18 protein-coding genes are annotated in these 17,579 nt (G+C 33.6%); 7 read left to right on the top strand and 11 right to left on the bottom strand.

Annotated elements, in window-relative coordinates; all coding sequences use genetic code 11:
• Nucleotides 1–545: 545 nt before the first annotated feature.
• Together dnaJ and CJ739_RS13835 are read right to left on the bottom strand one after the other, a co-directional pair.
• Nucleotides 546–1,664, bottom strand: coding sequence for a molecular chaperone DnaJ (gene dnaJ, locus CJ739_RS13840; protein WP_117176336.1), 1,119 nt, complete (start codon nt 1,662–1,664; stop codon nt 546–548).
• A gap of 9 nt (nt 1,665–1,673) precedes the next feature.
• Nucleotides 1,674–2,240, bottom strand: a complete 567-nt coding sequence (locus tag CJ739_RS13835) for a nucleotide exchange factor GrpE (protein ID WP_117176334.1) — start codon at nt 2,238–2,240, stop codon at nt 1,674–1,676.
• Nucleotides 2,241–2,404: 164 nt separating this feature from the next.
• Between CJ739_RS13835 and CJ739_RS13830 the strand changes: the two genes are divergently transcribed.
• Nucleotides 2,405–4,048, top strand: coding sequence for a hypothetical protein (locus tag CJ739_RS13830; RefSeq protein ID WP_117176332.1), 1,644 nt, complete (start codon nt 2,405–2,407; stop codon nt 4,046–4,048).
• Nucleotides 4,049–4,067: 19 nt separating this feature from the next.
• On the opposite strand, the gene CJ739_RS13825 is transcribed toward CJ739_RS13830, so the two are convergent.
• From CJ739_RS13825 to CJ739_RS13815, 3 genes are all read right to left on the bottom strand, one after another.
• A complete protein-coding gene (locus CJ739_RS13825) occupies nt 4,068–4,973 on the bottom strand; it encodes a TIGR01777 family oxidoreductase (protein WP_117176330.1) in 906 nt (301 codons plus the stop codon).
• 418 nt (nt 4,974–5,391) lie between these two features.
• Nucleotides 5,392–6,168: a tRNA (5-methylaminomethyl-2-thiouridine)(34)-methyltransferase MnmC2 gene (gene mnmC2 / locus CJ739_RS13820; protein WP_117176328.1), complete on the bottom strand. Its 777-nt coding sequence runs from the start codon at nt 6,166–6,168 to the stop codon at nt 5,392–5,394.
• Nucleotides 6,169–6,170: 2 nt separating this feature from the next.
• The gene (locus tag CJ739_RS13815) at nt 6,171–6,635 is read right to left on the bottom strand and encodes a DUF4920 domain-containing protein (protein ID WP_117176326.1); all 465 of its coding nucleotides are present in this window, start codon (nt 6,633–6,635) and stop codon (nt 6,171–6,173) included.
• A gap of 94 nt (nt 6,636–6,729) precedes the next feature.
• Between CJ739_RS13815 and CJ739_RS13810 the strand changes: the two genes are divergently transcribed.
• Nucleotides 6,730–7,797 carry a branched-chain amino acid aminotransferase gene (locus CJ739_RS13810; protein ID WP_205419366.1) on the top strand — a complete coding sequence of 356 codons (1,068 nt, stop codon included), beginning with the start codon at nt 6,730–6,732 and terminating at the stop codon, nt 7,795–7,797.
• Between the two features lie 355 nt (nt 7,798–8,152).
• Here CJ739_RS13810 and CJ739_RS13805 read toward each other — a convergent pair whose 3' ends face one another.
• A complete protein-coding gene (locus CJ739_RS13805) occupies nt 8,153–8,539 on the bottom strand; it encodes a pyrophosphohydrolase domain-containing protein (protein ID WP_117176324.1) in 387 nt (128 codons plus the stop codon).
• Nucleotides 8,540–8,620: 81 nt separating this feature from the next.
• Between CJ739_RS13805 and CJ739_RS13800 the strand changes: the two genes are divergently transcribed.
• Nucleotides 8,621–8,806, top strand: a complete 186-nt coding sequence (locus tag CJ739_RS13800; RefSeq protein WP_117176322.1) for a hypothetical protein — start codon at nt 8,621–8,623, stop codon at nt 8,804–8,806.
• A 592-nt stretch (nt 8,807–9,398) separates the two neighbouring features.
• Here the strand turns inward: CJ739_RS13800 and CJ739_RS13795 are convergent.
• Entirely contained in the window at nt 9,399–11,435 is a 2,037-nt protein-coding gene (locus CJ739_RS13795; RefSeq protein WP_117176320.1) for a dipeptidyl-peptidase 3 family protein, read from the bottom strand.
• A gap of 180 nt (nt 11,436–11,615) precedes the next feature.
• On the opposite strand from CJ739_RS13795, the gene CJ739_RS13790 reads away from it, so the two are divergent.
• Nucleotides 11,616–12,656 carry an SRPBCC family protein gene (locus CJ739_RS13790; RefSeq protein WP_117176317.1) on the top strand — a complete coding sequence of 347 codons (1,041 nt, stop codon included), beginning with the start codon at nt 11,616–11,618 and terminating at the stop codon, nt 12,654–12,656.
• Between the two features lie 252 nt (nt 12,657–12,908).
• Here CJ739_RS13790 and CJ739_RS13785 read toward each other — a convergent pair whose 3' ends face one another.
• On the bottom strand, nt 12,909–13,514 hold the full coding sequence (locus CJ739_RS13785; protein ID WP_117176315.1) for a DUF1684 domain-containing protein: 606 nt from the start codon (nt 13,512–13,514) through the stop codon (nt 12,909–12,911).
• 267 nt (nt 13,515–13,781) lie between these two features.
• Here CJ739_RS13785 and CJ739_RS13780 point away from each other — a divergent pair, with 267 nt between their 5' ends.
• Both CJ739_RS13780 and CJ739_RS13775 read left to right on the top strand, forming a co-directional pair.
• Entirely contained in the window at nt 13,782–14,990 is a 1,209-nt protein-coding gene (locus CJ739_RS13780; protein WP_117176313.1) for an MFS transporter, read from the top strand.
• Nucleotides 14,990–15,367, top strand: coding sequence for a VOC family protein (locus CJ739_RS13775; RefSeq protein WP_117176310.1), 378 nt, complete (start codon nt 14,990–14,992; stop codon nt 15,365–15,367). The genes CJ739_RS13780 and CJ739_RS13775 overlap by 1 nt, the downstream gene beginning before the upstream one ends.
• 11 nt (nt 15,368–15,378) lie before the next feature.
• Here the strand turns inward: CJ739_RS13775 and CJ739_RS13770 are convergent, their stop codons facing one another.
• The gene (locus CJ739_RS13770) at nt 15,379–15,822 is read right to left on the bottom strand and encodes an Lrp/AsnC family transcriptional regulator (RefSeq protein ID WP_117176308.1); all 444 of its coding nucleotides are present in this window, start codon (nt 15,820–15,822) and stop codon (nt 15,379–15,381) included.
• Nucleotides 15,823–15,945: 123 nt separating this feature from the next.
• Between CJ739_RS13770 and CJ739_RS13765 the strand changes: the two genes are divergently transcribed.
• On the top strand, nt 15,946–16,341 hold the full coding sequence (locus tag CJ739_RS13765; RefSeq protein ID WP_117178995.1) for a hypothetical protein: 396 nt from the start codon (nt 15,946–15,948) through the stop codon (nt 16,339–16,341).
• Nucleotides 16,342–16,411: 70 nt separating this feature from the next.
• On the opposite strand, the gene CJ739_RS20375 is transcribed toward CJ739_RS13765, so the two are convergent.
• Together CJ739_RS20375 and CJ739_RS13760 are read right to left on the bottom strand one after the other, a co-directional pair.
• Complete coding sequence (locus tag CJ739_RS20375) at nt 16,412–16,552, bottom strand: hypothetical protein (RefSeq protein WP_162880218.1); 141 nt, start codon at nt 16,550–16,552, stop codon at nt 16,412–16,414.
• A 486-nt stretch (nt 16,553–17,038) separates the two neighbouring features.
• A complete protein-coding gene (locus CJ739_RS13760) occupies nt 17,039–17,578 on the bottom strand; it encodes a sigma-70 family RNA polymerase sigma factor (RefSeq protein ID WP_117176306.1) in 540 nt (179 codons plus the stop codon).
• Between the last annotated feature and the right edge of the window lies 1 nt (nt 17,579).

Below are 17,579 nucleotides of genomic sequence, written 5' to 3'. Positions count from 1 at the left end.
AGACAAAGCCATAGAGGTATACTTCGACTAGGCTCAGTACAGGTTTCTCCTGTTTTATTTTGACTTCGAAGCCAAAAAACCGAAATTTTATATTTTACTTCACCCAGAACTGCCAAAAAAAGGCAGTTCTGGCCTCTCCAAAGGAGAGGTCAATTGAGCACGAGCAAAACGAACTGGCAAAGCAAATCCCGAGGCAGAACCATCGGGGAATTATTTAGATTGACACTGAAATTAATAAACACACATAAACCCTTCGATTGTGCTCCAAATAACAAGTACTTACAAAAACAAAACCCACCCTTAAAAAAGATTAAGGATGGGAAAAAAATTGCTATGAAAAAGAAAAATATCACTAAAACAAATTAGTGATAAACCAAATATATGTTTTTTTTTCTAAAAATCATGAAAACTATACCAGAACTTTTAAAAAAGATAATCGATTACTTGATTTTTTTTTTATCACTTATAGAACTCATTTAAACTTTTCACAATTGGCTGAAAAATTGTCATTTTACATCAATAAAAAAAGTTTAAACGAGTTCCTATTATGAAAACATATCCTTTACTTTTTCAAAAAAAGATTTATCGGTGCTATCTGGTTTAGGTGCAAAATGTTCATCATTCTGCATAGCTTCAAAAAACTCACGTTGTTGTTTGCTTAAAGTTTTTGGTGTCCAAACATTGACATGTACTAATAAATCACCTTTACCATAACCATTAATGCTAGGTATTCCTTTTCCGCGTAAGCGTAAAATTTTACCAGATTGAACACCGGCTTCAACTTTTATACGCACTTTTCCTGTTACGGTATCGATCTCTTGTGAAGTTCCTAAAACAGCATCTGGATAACTTACATACAAATCGTAATGTAAATTATCACCTTCACGTTGTAGTTTTTCATGTTGTTCTTCTTCTATGACCACTATTATATCACCCGAAATACCATTCCCTGGCGCTTCGTTACCTTTTCCTGACACTTTAAGTTGCATCCCATCTACCACACCCGCAGGTATTTTGATAGATACGGTTTCTTCCGAAATTTTCAAGCCTTGCGCATCGGCATCGGCAGGTTTTTTGTCAATAATTTGGCCTGCACCACCACACACATTACATGGTGCCGATGTTTGCATTCTACCTAAAATAGTGTTAGCAATACGGGTTACTTGTCCGGAACCATGGCAGGTAGAACAGGTTTTATACGTAGTTCCTGGTGCTTGAACTTTACGCTTTACTTTTATTTTTTTCTCTACACCATTAGCAATTTCTTCTAAAGTAAGCTTTACACGAATACGCAAATTACTTCCTTTAACACGACGTTGACCACCGCCACCGCCAAAACCAGAAAAGCCGCCTCCAAAACCGCCACCGCCAAAAATATCTCCAAACTGGCTGAATATGTCGTCCATATTCATGCCTCCACCGCCAAATCCACCGCCATTTTCAAAGGCTTGATGACCATATTGGTCGTAACGGGCTTTTTTATTTTCGTCGCTTAAAACCTCGTAAGCTTCGGCTGCTTCTTTAAATTTAGCTTCAGCTTCTTTATTATCGGGATTTTTATCGGGGTGATATTCAATTGCCTTTTTTCGGTAAGCTTTCTTTATTTCGGCAGCACTAGCACCTTTACTAATACCTAATATATCGTAATAATCTCTTTTAGCCATGGTTCAGTTTTATTGTCCTATTACTACTTTAGGAAAACGAATGACCTTGTCGCCCAGCTTATAGCCTTTTTCTACAACATCTATAATTTTTCCTTTTAAATCGGCCGTTGGAGCTGGTATTTGCGTGATAGCCTCATGGTTATCGGCATTAAATGCTTCGCCTTTTTCTACAGCAATTACTTTAAGTCCTTTTTGTTCTAAAGTGCTTACCAATTTATTATAGATTAATAACACACCTTTGCGTAAGGCTTCTGCTTCTTTTTCGTCGTCAATATGACTTAATGCGCGTTCAAAATCGTCTAAAATTGGCAATAAGGTTTTCATTACATCTTCACTGGCCGTCAAAAATAACTCGATACGCTCTTTCGAGGTACGTCTTTTATAATTTTCAAACTCAGCAAATAAGCGTAAAAATTTATCTTTCTCCTGCTTTAATTCGCTCTGAAGTTTCTCTTCAACCGTTTGTTCTTCAACAACTTGCTCTTCAACAACTTGTTCTTCAACGTCAACCGCTTCACTTTGCACAGCATCAAGCTGCTCTTTTTCTATATCGTTTGATTTTTCCTTTTTACTCATTGCTGTATCTCAATTTTATATAAATACCTAAATTGGTTGGCAAAAGTACTGCCATTATTCTAAAAATGTCATAATGTCATTAAAATATTTTTTGCAAAAAAAACAATACGCTTTTGCTTTGTAAAAAGTTTCTGTTAAATTCGTTTAGTACTAAAAACAATTGAATGAAAAAAAATTTACTATTCATCTTTTCGCTAACCATTACCATAATATGCAATGGGCAGAATAAAGATTATTCCGTTATAAAAAGTAGAGTTTTCATTGAGCCTTTTGTAAAAACAAAACTTATAAAGTCCATTGAAGATAATGAAGGTGGTATTTATACCATAAGATACTATGATGAATTTGTATCTATGCAGTATAACCATAGCAATTCAAAAGGTTTTATAATACAGCATTGGGACAGTTTACAAAACTCACTTTCTTACAACAATTATAAAATAGAAACTGATAAAAAAGGTGTGCTCTCGGGTATATCCATAAATCAAAACAAACTACACGTTTTAGAATACGTTCAAAATAAAAGAGAAAAAACTATTGATTGCTTTGTGCATATTTCATTAGATAATAGGAATGAGTTTGAAAGAAAAAAAATATTCTCAGTTGATGTAAAACGATTTCCGGGATTTATTTATTCTGCTTTAAACGACAAAATAGACAACAATTATCAAGGTAATATGGAATTTTCACCGAATGGTGAATACATTGTTTTTCATATAGACTCCGATTCAAAAGATGATGAAAAACACAAACTTCATGTGCTCAACAGTAAACTTGAAACCGTTTGGGAAAAGGAATTTACACATACTGAAAAAGATAAATTATTTGATATTGAAAATGTAAAAATTGATAATAATGGTGAAGTTTATATTTTAGGAAAAGTGTTCCATAATAAACGAAAGAATGAAATAAAAGATAATATTAATTATCATTTTGAAGTTTTTAAAGTAACAAAAGACAAAACAGAATCTACACTTTTAAATCTTGAAAATAATTTGGTAAATACCATTAATTTAAAATTAAATGAAGACCAAGTATATTGTATTGGTTTATTCTCGGAAAAAAATGACTTGAATTTAATTGATATTATAATAGGGAAAGATATTATAACAGGTAAATACGAGGACAAATACAAAATAACAGGTACAGCATTTTTTTCAATAGACAAATTATCAATGAAAATTATAAAATCTAATTTTCAGAAGCTCTCTTCAGAATTCATTGAAAACAAATATGATACTAAAGGCTATAAAGGAACAGGACAGTATTTAATAAAAAACATAGAACCTTTAAAAGATAGCGGATATATAATTGTAGCTGAAGAATTTTTTATTGAATCTAGCATGCATTATAGCATGGCAGGAATGGGAGCCACAAGTTCTGTTTCTTATAATTTTAACGATATTGTTACTATTCGCCTAAATGAATTTGGAGACTTGATTTGGGCAAAAAACATCAATAAACATCAACTAGGATATTCTAATAACGATAAATTAGTGTCTTGTTCTGCTTTTGTTAATAATGACAAAACATACATGTTTTTTAATGAGCGTAAAAACATTAAGCCTATTGAAAATAATTTAAACTTTGAACACGGGAATTTTGGCAATATCACAGAAAAAAACTCAAACCTTTATGCCGTAAAAATTGATGGCGATGGAAAAATATCATGTGATGCTATTCACTTAAATAAATATAATGACATAATATTTTATCCTGTAAATGGAAGCTCATCGTATAATTCTCAAATGGTTATTTTTGGTTCAAATGAAAAACAGAAACAATTTTTAACCTTTAAACTTAAATAGACAATTACTAACTTGGTTTTTATTTCAACAAATTCTCCAAAGCAGGTTGCAAATGGTGGTATTCAAAATAAAAACCTTTGTCTTCTATTTTTTTAGAGCTTACCCGTTGGCTATCAAATAGCAATGTGTGCATATCGCCTAAAATCAGTTTCATAAAAAACCTAGGGATGTTAGGTAAAAAGAATGGTTTCTCTAATGTCATGGCGATGGTTTTAGTGAATTCTTGGTTTGTTACATGGCTTGGTGCTACGCCATTATAAACGCCTTCTAATCGATACTTTAACACATATAAAAATAGTTGTCCCAAATCGGTAATATGTATCCACGATTGCCATTGTTCTCCTGTACCAAAAGCGGCTCCTAATCCAAATTTTATAGGCTTAGCCATTTCCATAAGTACGCCACCTTTATTGGATAACACTAAACCAATTCTAATTTTAGACACTGTAATGTTAAGTTTAGAAAAAGCATCTACTTCATCTTCCCAAACTTGTACCACATGACTTAAAAATGAATCATCAAAATTTTTGAAAGTTTCATCATAATAATTAATCAATGAATCTGGATATACTCCAATGGCACTTGCCGAAATGACTTGTTTTACAGTATGATCGATCGTTTTTAAACTATGGACTAACAGCTGGGTCGTTTCTTTTCGACTTGAAATAATTTCTTTTTTATAAGTGGATGTCCAACGCTTTGATATGGTTGCTCCTGCTAAATGAATGATAGCATCAACATCCTTAAAACAATCCAGATCAATTTCTTGTTGTTTAGGGTTCCAATAAAAACCTTGTGTTTTCTCAGATTGATTTATTTTAGATTTACTAGTCGTTAAGTAATTTACCGCAATGTCGTTAGCGAGGCAAAGTTTTACAATCTCTTGCCCAATAAGTCCTGTCGCCCCTGTAATTAAAACTCGCATTTTCGATTTTTTATTAAAGTTACGAAACGAAATGACTATTGACTATGGTTTTGTATTAGGTTTAACAAAAATGGTTGGTGGTTAATGGGTCTTGGGTTCTGGGGTTGAACTTGACCTTGACCGTGAGACGTGAAGCGCAAAAAGTGAATCAATCAACTCTAATTCAGGGAAGTTAAACCGTTCACTGCAACTGCTTACTGCAACTGTTCACTGCAACTGCTTACTGCGACTGTTTACTGCAACCGTTCACTGCAACTGCTTACTGCGACTGCTTACTGCGACTGCTTACTGCGACTGCTTACTGCGACTGCTTACTGCAACTGCTTACTGCGACTGCTTACTGCAACTCTTACTGCAACTGCTCACTGTGACTGTTCACTGCGACTATTTTGTGGCTCTGAGCATTTAACTCCAAAAACTATTTGAGTGGAGTCGTTGAATGCTTCGTTGCTCGAAGCATTTCACGTTTTCCGGGTGGGCCAGGGAGTTTTTCAACTTTAAAACCTACGGCTTGCATGGCACGACGTACACTTCCTTTAGCGGCATAGGTTACTAACACACCGTTTTCTTTTAAGGCATCATACATTTTTTTGAAGATGGTTTCTGTCCACAACTCGGGTTGTACACGCGCACCAAAGGCATCAAAATAAATAAGATCGTATAAATCTTTTTCGGTTATTTCTGAAAAAAAGCGGTTTTGTTTCGTTAGGGAAAAATTATTTGAAAACAAATGCTTTTCTTCCCAAGACACCTCATGCATCATTTTAAAAAGCGGCTCTTTATCTTCTGCTTTTAATTGAGCGGGGTAATTTAGCTGCATCATTTCATCGGTTAAAACCGGATAACCTTCAACTCCAACATAATCAATACCAATACCTATTTTTTCAGCTTCCAAAAGGGTTATAAAAGCGTTTAAACCCGTACCGAAACCTATTTCTAATATAGATATTTTATTATTGACTTCTCGACTGCGCTCGTGGGAACCATACGTGTTTAATTCTGAAACAACCCCGACTGCTCCCGAAGTGACTTCATTAGAGGTATTTTTTTCATTGTAAAAATGCTGTAACCCATGTTTTATAAACACATGGTAGGCCTCTTGTATGGCACCGTGTTTGGAGTGGTACTGTTCGTCCCATTCCGGTAAATGAATGGTTGATGAACCATCGGCGGTAATAACGACTTCTCTTTCCACACTTATTGTTGTATTAAAACGCCATCGGCTTCAAAAGAAAATGTTCGTTTTGGTTGGGTTATACTTGCTATGTCGCCAGCGGCTTTTCCTGCATCTTCGGCATAATGGCGTTGCTCTTCTACTGAAACTTCGTTAACAAAAGCGTTTCCATTTACAATAACTTCTTTTCCAGCAATGTCTTTTGGTACAAAAAATCCGTAATCTTTAAATTTCACCATCACTTCATTGCCATTTTCTAAATTTAAAATCATCCAGCAACCTTTTGCTTGACAAACATCCATCACTCTTGCTTTTATTTTAGCATGTATGCTATCTCCAGCTTGCAATGACTTATAATGCGATGCCATGACCGATAACTCCATAGTTTCTACTACGGTGATTTCTTTACCAAACGACTGGTATGCATCTTTATCTTTACATGAATAAACCAAAAACAAACAAAAACTGAGAATAACTAGGGGCTTCATGTAATAAAATTTAACTTTTGAATGATTTGTTGTAAATATACCGCTTTTTTAAAAACGTTTTTACTTAAATTTGTAACATAAAATAACAAGATTTATGAACCCTATAATCAATGACATCGAGATTATAAAAGCTAAAACTACCAAACTGAATGAGGTAGATTTTGATAATTTGGCTTTTGGAAGTGTTTTTTCTGATCATATGCTTGAGTGCAATTTTAAAGATGGTAAGTGGCAGGCACCAAAAGTGGTTCCTTACCAAGCCATTACTTTAGACCCTTCTGCTAAGATTTTCCACTATGGGCAATCGGTTTTTGAAGGTATGAAAGCATATAAAGACGCTCATGGAGATGTCTGGTTATTTCGTCCGTTAGAAAATTTTAAACGATTAAATATTTCGTCAAAACGTTTAGCTATTCCAGAATTGCCAGAAAGCTATTTTATGGATGGTTTAAAAGCGCTTTTAGAGGTTGACAAAGATTGGATTCCAACAAACGATGGAAGTTCTTTGTACATACGTCCGTTTGTGTTTGCCTCTGGAAACGGGTTTCATGCATCGCCTGCAAACGAATATAAATTTTTAATTTGTACTGCACCTTCTGGAGCTTATTTTTCTGGAAAAGTAAAAGTTTTAATTGAACAAACTTATTCACGTTCTGCTAATGGAGGTGTTGGTTTTGCTAAAGCCGGTGGTAACTATGCAGGACAGTTTTACCCAACGCAATTAGCAGTTGAAAAAGGCTATCAGCAGGTTATTTGGACCGATGATACAACCCATGAATATATTGAAGAAGCGGGTGCTATGAACATATTTGTGCGTATAAACGATACCCTTATTACTGGCCCAACAAGCGACCGTATTTTAGATGGTATTACCAGAAAGAGTATTATTGAACTCGCCAAAGCTGAAGGAATCGCTGTTGAAGTAAGAAAACTATCGGTGCACGAAGTTGTTGAAGCGGCTAAAAACGGAACTTTAAAAGAAATGTTTGGAGCAGGTACTGCAGCCGTTATTTCACCAATATCGGGATTTGGCTATAAAAACGAGGATTTCGATTTACCTGAATTGGATGAAACCTATGCCAGTTATTTAAAGAAACGCATAACGGATATCCAAACCAATAAAGCCGAAGACCCATTTGGGTGGCGTTATAAAGTTGATTAATATTTAACTTAAAATATGTAAAAAAAGAGAAGCCAAGCGCTTCTCTTTTTTTATGATCCTAAATTTGCTATTTGATTTCATTGTTGTCCGATACAACTTTTACAATTCTCTGCAAACACAGTGATAATGCTTTTTAAAGAGACTACTGATTCGTGGCCTTGCTTTTTGTAATAATTAATCTAAATAATTCCCCGAAGGCACTGTCTCCTTTAGTCTGTTTTCAAGAAACTTTTTATTTAAAACAGACATACAAATAGACATTTGAATATCAATTTGTTGTCATTTAGTCTATAGTCTATTTTCTTTTAGCAAAGCCTTGTTTCTTTAATCGGGCACTAATGGTTTGATTTTATAATTATTTATCTATAATAGAAGCGATGTTAGGTTTGAAGTAATTAGGACCTTTTAACACTTTGCCATCTTCTCTATAAATAGGCTGTCCGTCTGCACCCAATTTACTCATGTTACTCCGCTGTATTTCGTCAAAAACTTCTTCAATTTTATACTGCATACCATGTTCTATAATGGTACCGCATAAAATGTAAAGCATATCGCCCAAGGCATCGGCAACTTCAACCAAATCGTTATTATTGGCAGCTTCTAAATACTCTTCGTTTTCTTCCTTCATTAAATTAAAACGCAACTTGTTTTTATCAGCACCTAAATCGGCTTTAGGGGTTTCTCTGTGTCCAATTTTAAATGCCGTATGGAATGCTTTTACTGCTTCAATCTTATTTTTCATAAATAATAAATATTAATTTAGTCATTCCCGTAAAGATGGGAATCTCATCATTATTGATTAAATTTGCATAAAATTAGTCATATGTTTAGTAAAGGTCAAATCATTTTTGGTGTTTTATTTTTTATTGTGTTCGCCATCATTATTGGCTACACTTACCGAAAAGATTTAAAACTACATAAACGCTTTTATGCTGGCAGTATTTGGATATTGATTGCCTTTATAAGTTTTATAGCATTGATTGCTGCAATCAAGTTTATTTTTAAGTAATAAAATTTTATTAAAAAAATCATATTTCGTACTAGGAAAAAACACTTTTATCATGTTTTATAGTTAGTGAAGTTATTTAAACTTTTTCTTTTACCTGCAAAATTCACATTTTGCTCCCTAATTTTGGCTTTTTTAAGTCCCGTAGCACTGCTATGCGACATAAAAAAGACTTCATTATGAAGCTAAAGCCGAATTTTTCGCTTACAAACAAAAAATTTAAATCACTTCAGTTTAATAATTTGACGCAACCTTTTTTCAAATCGTGCATCTAAAAAGTAACTAACATAACTAAAATCATGAATATTATTCTTATTATCAGTGCTCTTATAGTTGTAAATCTTATTCTTTTGGTGTTTAGTGTCAATAAAAAAACAGAACCTTGATCAAGATTCTGTTTATATTTTATTAGCTATCCTAAAAAATTAGTCTTAGAACTCTTTTAAACTTTTCACAATTGGCTAAAAAATCGTCCTTTTGCACTCGCTTTTTGTCTTTTCTTCCTTCCGTAGCCCTGCTATGCAACTCATAAAAGCCTTCAACCGAGCATAAAATGACTGATTTTCGCTTCAATCAAAAAAGTTTAAATGAGTTCTTAGTTTACCTCTGGTAAGAAATTATATTTTTTACTATAATCAAGCATTTGTTCTACGAATGTTTGTGGTTGCATGACGTTAACCTCAATTATTTCACCTGCTTCGTTTGTTTTTGCAACCAATATAGGATTCACATAACCAGTATATGGTGCAGACTTGAATTGCTTATTACGATCTAATACTTCGGCGTGGATTTTTTGATCTACTTTTACACCATAACCTTCCACTAAAGCCTCGGCAGCTTTAAAATCGCCTTCAGATTTTATACGTTGTGTTTCGCGTAATAACTCCCCAAAAAGTGCTCGCAATTTTGAATAATCGGTTATATTATAATAAGTTTTTCCGTTGCGAATAATCTTTTCAATCACATTATTGGCTTTTCCTTTTTCAAAAACCCAAGCGGAAACCCATTGACGGTTTCTCATATGAGCTTCTTCAACATCATCACCTAAATTTAAACGGATTAATTGCATTAAAAGGCCATTTCTAATATAATCATTGTATGCTGCTTTGCCTGTTTTCTCCCAGTTGTCTGTCAACCCTAATTCTTGAATTTTACTATCATATAAATAATAGAGAGCTACCAAATCAGCACGACCTTCTTCAAGGGTTGACGCATAATTCTTTAATGTTTCTTTAGTTTCTCCAACGCCTGGATTTAATTGCCCCGATGCATGCCCTACCACTTCGTGTAAAGCCGTATGCAATTTATCGGCTAATTTACTATAGGTATCTTCCAATTCTAATTCCTCTTCATCATTTACAAATTCCTTCAGCCTGTCTGAACTCCCAGCATTATTACTAGCATCTACAATGTTCCCTAAAGACACCGATTTACTTCCAACCTCGGCACGAATCCAGTTGGCATTGGGTAAATTAACTCCAATAGGTGTACTTGGTGATGCATCCCCTGCTTCACCAGCCACATTGACGGTTTTATAGGAGACGCCTACCACATTTTTCTTTTTATGAGCCTCCATTAATGGCGAGTTGTCTTCAAACCATTGGGCGTTTTCAGAAAGTACTTCCATTTTTTTAGACATATCGAAATCCTTAATTTGTACAATAGTTTCATACGATCCTCGGTAACCTAATGGGTCATTATACACTTCAATAAAACTATTTATATAATCTATATTGCCTTCGGTAGCTGCCGTCCACGCTACATTGTAATCGTCCCAAGTTTGTAAATCGCCTGTTTTATAATAAGAGATTAACAAACCTAAAGCATTAGCTTGTGCCTCGTTTTCTGAAACACCTTTGGCTAATTCCAACCATTTAATTATTTCATCAATAGCAGCCCCATATAAACCTCCCGATTTATAAACGCGCTCTTTTAGCACACCGTTTTCTTTTATCAATTGCGAGTTTAAGCCAAATGACAATGGCTTGCTTGGGTCTGGCGATTTTTTAGAAGCGTAAAAGGTTTCAACATCTTTATTTGTAACACCATCTCCATAAAAATTAACTGCCGAAAGCGCTACATTATCAACTCCTTTGGCTTGATTCACTTTTTTAGCATCAACATCATTAAAAATAACCTCAAAAGCTTCACCCTCTAAAACCGTATGGGTTTCGGCTAGTAATTGTTTTAAATAGTCCGATGAAAACCCTGGTTTTATTTTATCTTTTGAATAGTGGTGATGAATGCCATTACTAAACCAAACACGCTTTAGATAAACCTCAAAAGCATTCCAATCTTCAGTGGTTTTATCACCTGTATAATTAGTATAAATACTTTCTAGAGCCTTTCTAATTTTAAGATTGTGTTTATAATTTTGATCCCAAATAATATCGCGTCCAGACAAACCTGCCTGCGTTAAGTAATACACCAATTTTTGTTCTTTCAAGGTTAAATTCTCCCAACCTGGAATTTGATAGCGTAACACTTTAATATCGGCAAACTGATCGACATGGTAATTAAACGCCGTGTCTTTTACTTTTAATTCTTCCTTATTCTCTTTGGATTTTTCATTTCCACAAGAAAATACCAGTGCACCCATGAGCACAAAACCTAGAATTGATTTTAATTTCATTTGTTTGTATTTGTTATTTTTATAAAAAAAGTTATAGATATTCCGTCTTAATTATTGATTACATTTATTTAAGTCTTTTTAATTATTAAATATTTATTTTTTAAAGTACAAATGTAATAATTTATTAACGAGAATTTTAAATTGTTTATCTTTGATTCTTATCTTTTCAAAAAAAGTAAAATGAAGGCTTTTAAGTACATCGCATTTTTATTATTGATAGCCATTATAGGCACCTCCATATACATTTCTGTGCAACCCAACACTTTTGAAGTTAGCAGAACACGAACCATAAAGGCACCTGCTGCTGTTATTTATAACAATGTCATTGATTTTAAAAATTGGAAAGATTGGTCATCTTGGGTGGAGGCAAATCCTAACAAGAAGATTACACTACCCAAGCAAACCAAAGATGTTGGAGGAAGCTATACTTGGGAAGACAAAGATGGTATGGGAACAATAAAAACAATTGAAGCTGTTGCCAATAAATACATTAAACAGCAGATGCAAATGGCAGAGTTTCCTACTTCTGAAATTATTTGGGATTTTAAACCAAATGCCAATGGCAGTACCAATGTTACTTGGACAATTTCCAGTAAGGATTTACCTTTTGGTTTTAAGGCCCGCACCGTTTTTACAGGGGGGATGGAAAAACAAATTGGCCTACATTACGAACGAAGTCTAGAAAAACTAGACAGCATTGTTGTTGCTGAAATGAAAAAATACAGCATAACCGTCAATGGCATTACAAACCATAGTGGTGGTTATTACTTGTACAATACCGCCTCTTGTAAAATAAGCGAATTAGAAAGCAAAATTCAAGAAATGCTTCCTAAAGTTGAAAACTATGCTTTAAAAAACCACATAACTGTAGCTGGTACACCATTTATAAATTATTTAAAATGGGACGATGACAACAACGCTGTTATATTTTCATGTTGCGTTCCTACGACAGAACAAGTTATAACTGCCGAAGGAGATGATATTCTTACTGGCAAATTTGATAGTTTTAAAGCTGTTAAAACAACACTAAAAGGAAATTACAGCCATTTAAGAGACGCTTGGGAAACCGCTATGGCATATATTCAAAAAAACGGTTTTGAATTGGCCGAAAATGGTCCAATGATTGAAACTTATTTAACAGAACCTACTAGTACACCAAACCCTGCCGACTTAGTTGCCGAAATTTATATTGCTATAAAAGATAAAGATATTGAAGAATAGATGGGTTATTTGTACTTAAATAAAAACTTGAAACAAATGCACCATCAGTCCTATAAAAAAGAAATAATATTTACTTGGTAAAAGTATCTTACTTGTTTTTTTAGAAGGTTAGATTGTTAGAAAAAAATGCTGAAAACTTATTTACATTCCATTCTGAATGTAAGGATTATAAATAATATAGCCAATAACAAAGCATAAAAACATACTATTCTAAGCTAAACTAAGAGACTGTCTAAAGGTTCTTGTATTTAATCAATGCTTCCCAAAAGCCTTTACCCCTGCTTCTATTCTGGTTTTTAAATAATTCTCACGTGGTACAATGGGGCAAGAATACTTGTCGTTATAAGCACAATATGGGTTGTAGGCCTTATTAAAATCAATTTCCATAGTATCGCCTTTAGGTATTCGGGCATCTATATAACGACCGCCACCATAACTTTCCAATCCGTTGGTTTCATCTGAAAAAGGCAGAAATAAATAATCTTCGTAACCTTCCTTTTCAATTAATCCTAAATTTTGATAGATATTTAGCTTATGACGTTTTCCTTTTAATTCAAATGAAAGCTCACCATACTTTACATAAATGGGGCGTCTTTCCGTTGAAGTTTTCATTTCAAAAGGTTTTTCATTTGGAAATCTTTCAAACTTAGCATTAACGACATAAGCGGCATCGAACTTAAAAAAATCTAAACCTTCAAAATGCTTTCTGTCTTTATCTTTTAAAGGCGATGTTGTGGCATCCTTATATTCGGCGTTTAGTTCGCGCTGAAACTCGGTGTCTCCTTTAATCATTTTTTTCTCTTGGGCACAACTTGTAAAAAAAGTTAAAAATACCAATAGGGCTATTAGTGGTTTCATTCAAATATAATTTAAATTCAAAAGTACAACTTATGATTATTTTCTATAAGTTTGTAACTCATAAAAAATAAAAATGCGTAACAACGTCACCATTTGTAAGATGCTATTCACTACTTCTCGTAAAAGAGGTCGGGCTTTTTATATATTTAGGTGATACGATTATAAATTATTACAATATGTAAAAGTCCGACTTCACAGTCGGACTTTTTATTTTTAGTCGATAATCGACTTTTAATCAAAAAAATTAACATGATTAAAAACTAACCAATGAAAACACTTTTTAATAACTATTTAAACACCTTTAGAGGCTTATCGGAAGAAATATGGTGGCTTGCTCTCATAACACTTATAAATAGGGCGGGCACTATGGTGATTCCATTTTTATCATTATACCTAAAGGAAGACCTGCATTTTACGGTAAGCCACGTAGGTTGGGTTATGAGTGCTTTCGGATTAGGTTCGGTAGCTGGTTCTTGGATTGGAGGTAAATTAACCGATAAAATTGGATATTATAAAGTAATGGTTAGAAGCCTACTATCGACTGGTGTTTTATTTATCGCTTTGCAATACTTAAATACGTTTGCATCTATTTGTATTGGTATTTTTATAGTCATGCTTGTTGCTGATGCTTTTAGACCTGCTATGTTTGTGGCGCTAAACGCTTATAGCAAACCCGAAAACAAAATACGATCGCTAACACTTATACGCTTAGCTATAAACTTAGGGTTTTCGGCAGGGCCTGCCATTGGCGGACTCATTATTACAGGACTTGGGTATGCTGGTTTGTTTTGGGTTGACGGCATTACATGTATTATTGCTACCTTTTTGATGATCAAAGTATTGCACCCTAAAAAAGCAAAAGTTTTGGATGTTATTGAAAATAATAATCCCGCTTCGGCATATGGCGATTATGCGTTTATGATTTTCCTTGTAGCCATGGCATTATTTGGGATAGTGTTCTTACAATATTTTTCAACCATAACTATTTACTATAAAGATGTTCATACACTAAGTGAACTTCAAATTGGGCTTATTTTAGGGCTAAACGGCTTTCTTATTTTCATATTTGAAATGCCTTTAATCAAGTGGTTGGAAAATACTACCTACACAAAACTAGGATTGATGTTTTTTGGTGCTATTTTAACGGGTTTAAGTTTGCTTATATTAAATTTTACCACTTGGTCTGGAGTTTTAGTTGTTGGCATGCTTTTAATGACCATAGGCGAAATGATTGCTTTCCCGTTCTCTAATGCCTTTGCGGTTGAAAGAGCTAAAAAAGGAAATCAAGGGGAATATATGGCACTGTATTCCATATCGTTTTCAATTGCACATATTTTTGGTCATAACGCTGGTTTGCAAATGACCGCTGCCCTTGGGTTTGATAATACCTGGTATATAGTATCTATAATTGCACTTATTAGCGCCATCATTTTATTTGTCCTAAACCGAAATTTAAACTTAAAACGATTGCTATAATGAATTTAAACCAAATAACCATTCCTTCTTTAGATGTTGAAAAGGCTGTAACATTTTACAAAATTTTGGGACTGCATCTCATTGTAAATGCACTTCCAAGGTATGTAAGGTTTGAATGCCCGGATGGGGATAGTACATTATCTATTCATAAAGTAGACGAACTACCAAGGGGTGTTGGCATATCGATTTATTTTGAAAATGAAAATATTGATGAAACTATTTTACTTTTAAAACAAAAAGGAATCATTTTTTTAAGCGAGCCAGAAGACAAACCTTGGCTTTGGCGGGAAGCACATTTAAATGATTTAGATGGCAACAGAATTATAATCTATCATGCTGGAAACAACAGAAAAAATCCGCCTTGGCGCGTAAAATAGCATATTAAAACCTATTTAGCAGGCTTCACTTCTTTGTAGCGTGTTACATGAGATAGTACTATTTGTGTCTTGGTTTCACCATAAATAATAAGCTGATCTATAAAGGTTTCCAAGTGCTTTTGGTTTTTTAAAAGCACTTCCATGACTATATTTTCGTTACCGGTAATTCTGTAGCAGTTTAAAACTTCGTCGAAGGTTTTAACTTTCTCTAAAAAAGGTTTCAACTTACCAATAAACGCATGTAAAGTTATAATGGCTTTTAGCTGATATCCCATATCTAATGGTGACACCACGGTTTTATAACCTAATATAATACCTGCATCTTCCATTCTTTTTATACGCTCTGAAACCGCTGGTGAGCTAATCCCCACTTGCCTACCAATTTCGGCATTGGATTGTCGCGCGTTTTCCTGCAAACACCTCAAAATCTTCCAGTTAAGATTATCTAAATTCATTTTAAAAGAAATTTAACTACAATAAATTAATATCTAAAGCAAATATACATTTTTACTTTAAAATGAAAAGCTGTTTGTTAATTCTTGTGAGTAATTTTGATAAAGTTGCTTAGAAAAAAAAATATGCTATCTAATACCCCATCAAATCTATCGGAATTACCGATATATAAAAAAGCTATTGAGATATTTACCTTATCCCAAAGTATTTCTATGTATTTAAATCATGATTTGTCTGCTTTAAAAAGTGATGGTACAGAGGATACTAACATTTATTTTTCGGGTGACATCGTTCAACAATCGGTTTCATTAGCTCCAGAAATTGTTAATGCCGAAATGGAACGCTATACAGATAGAAAGCATAAACATATTGCATCTTTAAGACGTCTTACAAATATGCTTTATAAAAATTCCTATCGCTTAGAACATTCTAACAGTAACGGAAAAGACTTCTTGCCTATTTTACGTAACGAATTAAAAAAGTTTAAACAATTGCAACGCAGTTGGATGTTAACTTTGTAACAAGATAAAAAAAATCCCTATATTATTTTAATACAAGGATTCTAAAAAAACAACTGAGAGTCTTGTTTTTTTAATCTAAAAACCGTGTGTTGTTATTACTTATTAAAGTAGCTTCTGTTTCAAAGTATCTTTCAGATTTGATAATGTTTATTAACCAATCTAAATGATTTTCGGATTGTCTCTTGAATTTGTATTTAAGTGTCGTTTCCATAGGTATAAATTTTAATTATTTGGGTAAATTGTGTCTAGTAATTAACTTAAACAGGATAAAATTACACTGGGAATTGATAATCGAAAAATTTCTTAAAGAATATTAGTTCAAGGGTTTACATACGTCCATGAGTGGTTTTAATTTGCAAAAAAAGGCGATGAAGAACGCTATTAAAAAGTTTGTTCATCGCCATATTAATTAGCTATTAATATTGAATTAGAGCATCCAATATATAGGACTCAATTTGATGGAAATAAAAATTTATTGAAACAGACTACCTAAAGGATGCAGAGCCATAGAGACATACTTCGACTAGGCTCAGTACAGGTTTCACCTGTTTGATTTTGACCTTCAGTGTCAAAAACGGAAATTTTGTTTTTCACCTCATCCTAAACCGCCTTTTCGGACAGTTCTGAACTCTCCATAGGAGAGGTGAATTGGGATACCCCGAGGCTGAGCCTTCAGGGAATTATTTAGATTAAATTATTAATGGCACATTTTACAGTCTTCTTTTTCTTTAATCTCTCCAACTAGATAGCCTGCATCATTCACTTTAAAATCGCAGCAAACTATAAAGCCTTGCGCGATTAATTTTCTACCGCGCTGTATTTGGGACTTTATGGTAGGTAACGGCAAATGCAACTGTTCTGATATTTGAGCTTGTTTTATTCCTTTAATATCAGATAAAAACAAAGGATCTCTATATTTCTTGGGCAAGCTTTTAATAATACCTTTTAAACAGTCTTCTTTAGTATGCTCTAACTTTTGGTCGTCAAAAACCATATCTGCTTCAGACATTTCGTAAGTTATATTATTATTTCTGAAATAATCTAGAACCGTATATCTAGCAATTGCAAACAACCACGACTTTAATTTATTACTATCTTTTAAAGTATCAAGCTTGGTGTGTACTTTTATAAAGGTTTCCTGAAGCAAATCGTCTGTAACAACCACATCTTTCACCTTACTTAATATAAAGTGTTTGATATCGTTTGAATAGGTGTTCCAAATGTCTTGGGTTTGCATA

The sequence above is a fragment of the Mariniflexile sp. TRM1-10 genome (assembly GCF_003425985.1).
Lineage (GTDB): Bacteria > Bacteroidota > Bacteroidia > Flavobacteriales > Flavobacteriaceae > Mariniflexile.
Note: the sequence above shows the minus strand (reverse complement) of the source record. Positions and strands in the feature narration are given on the sequence as shown.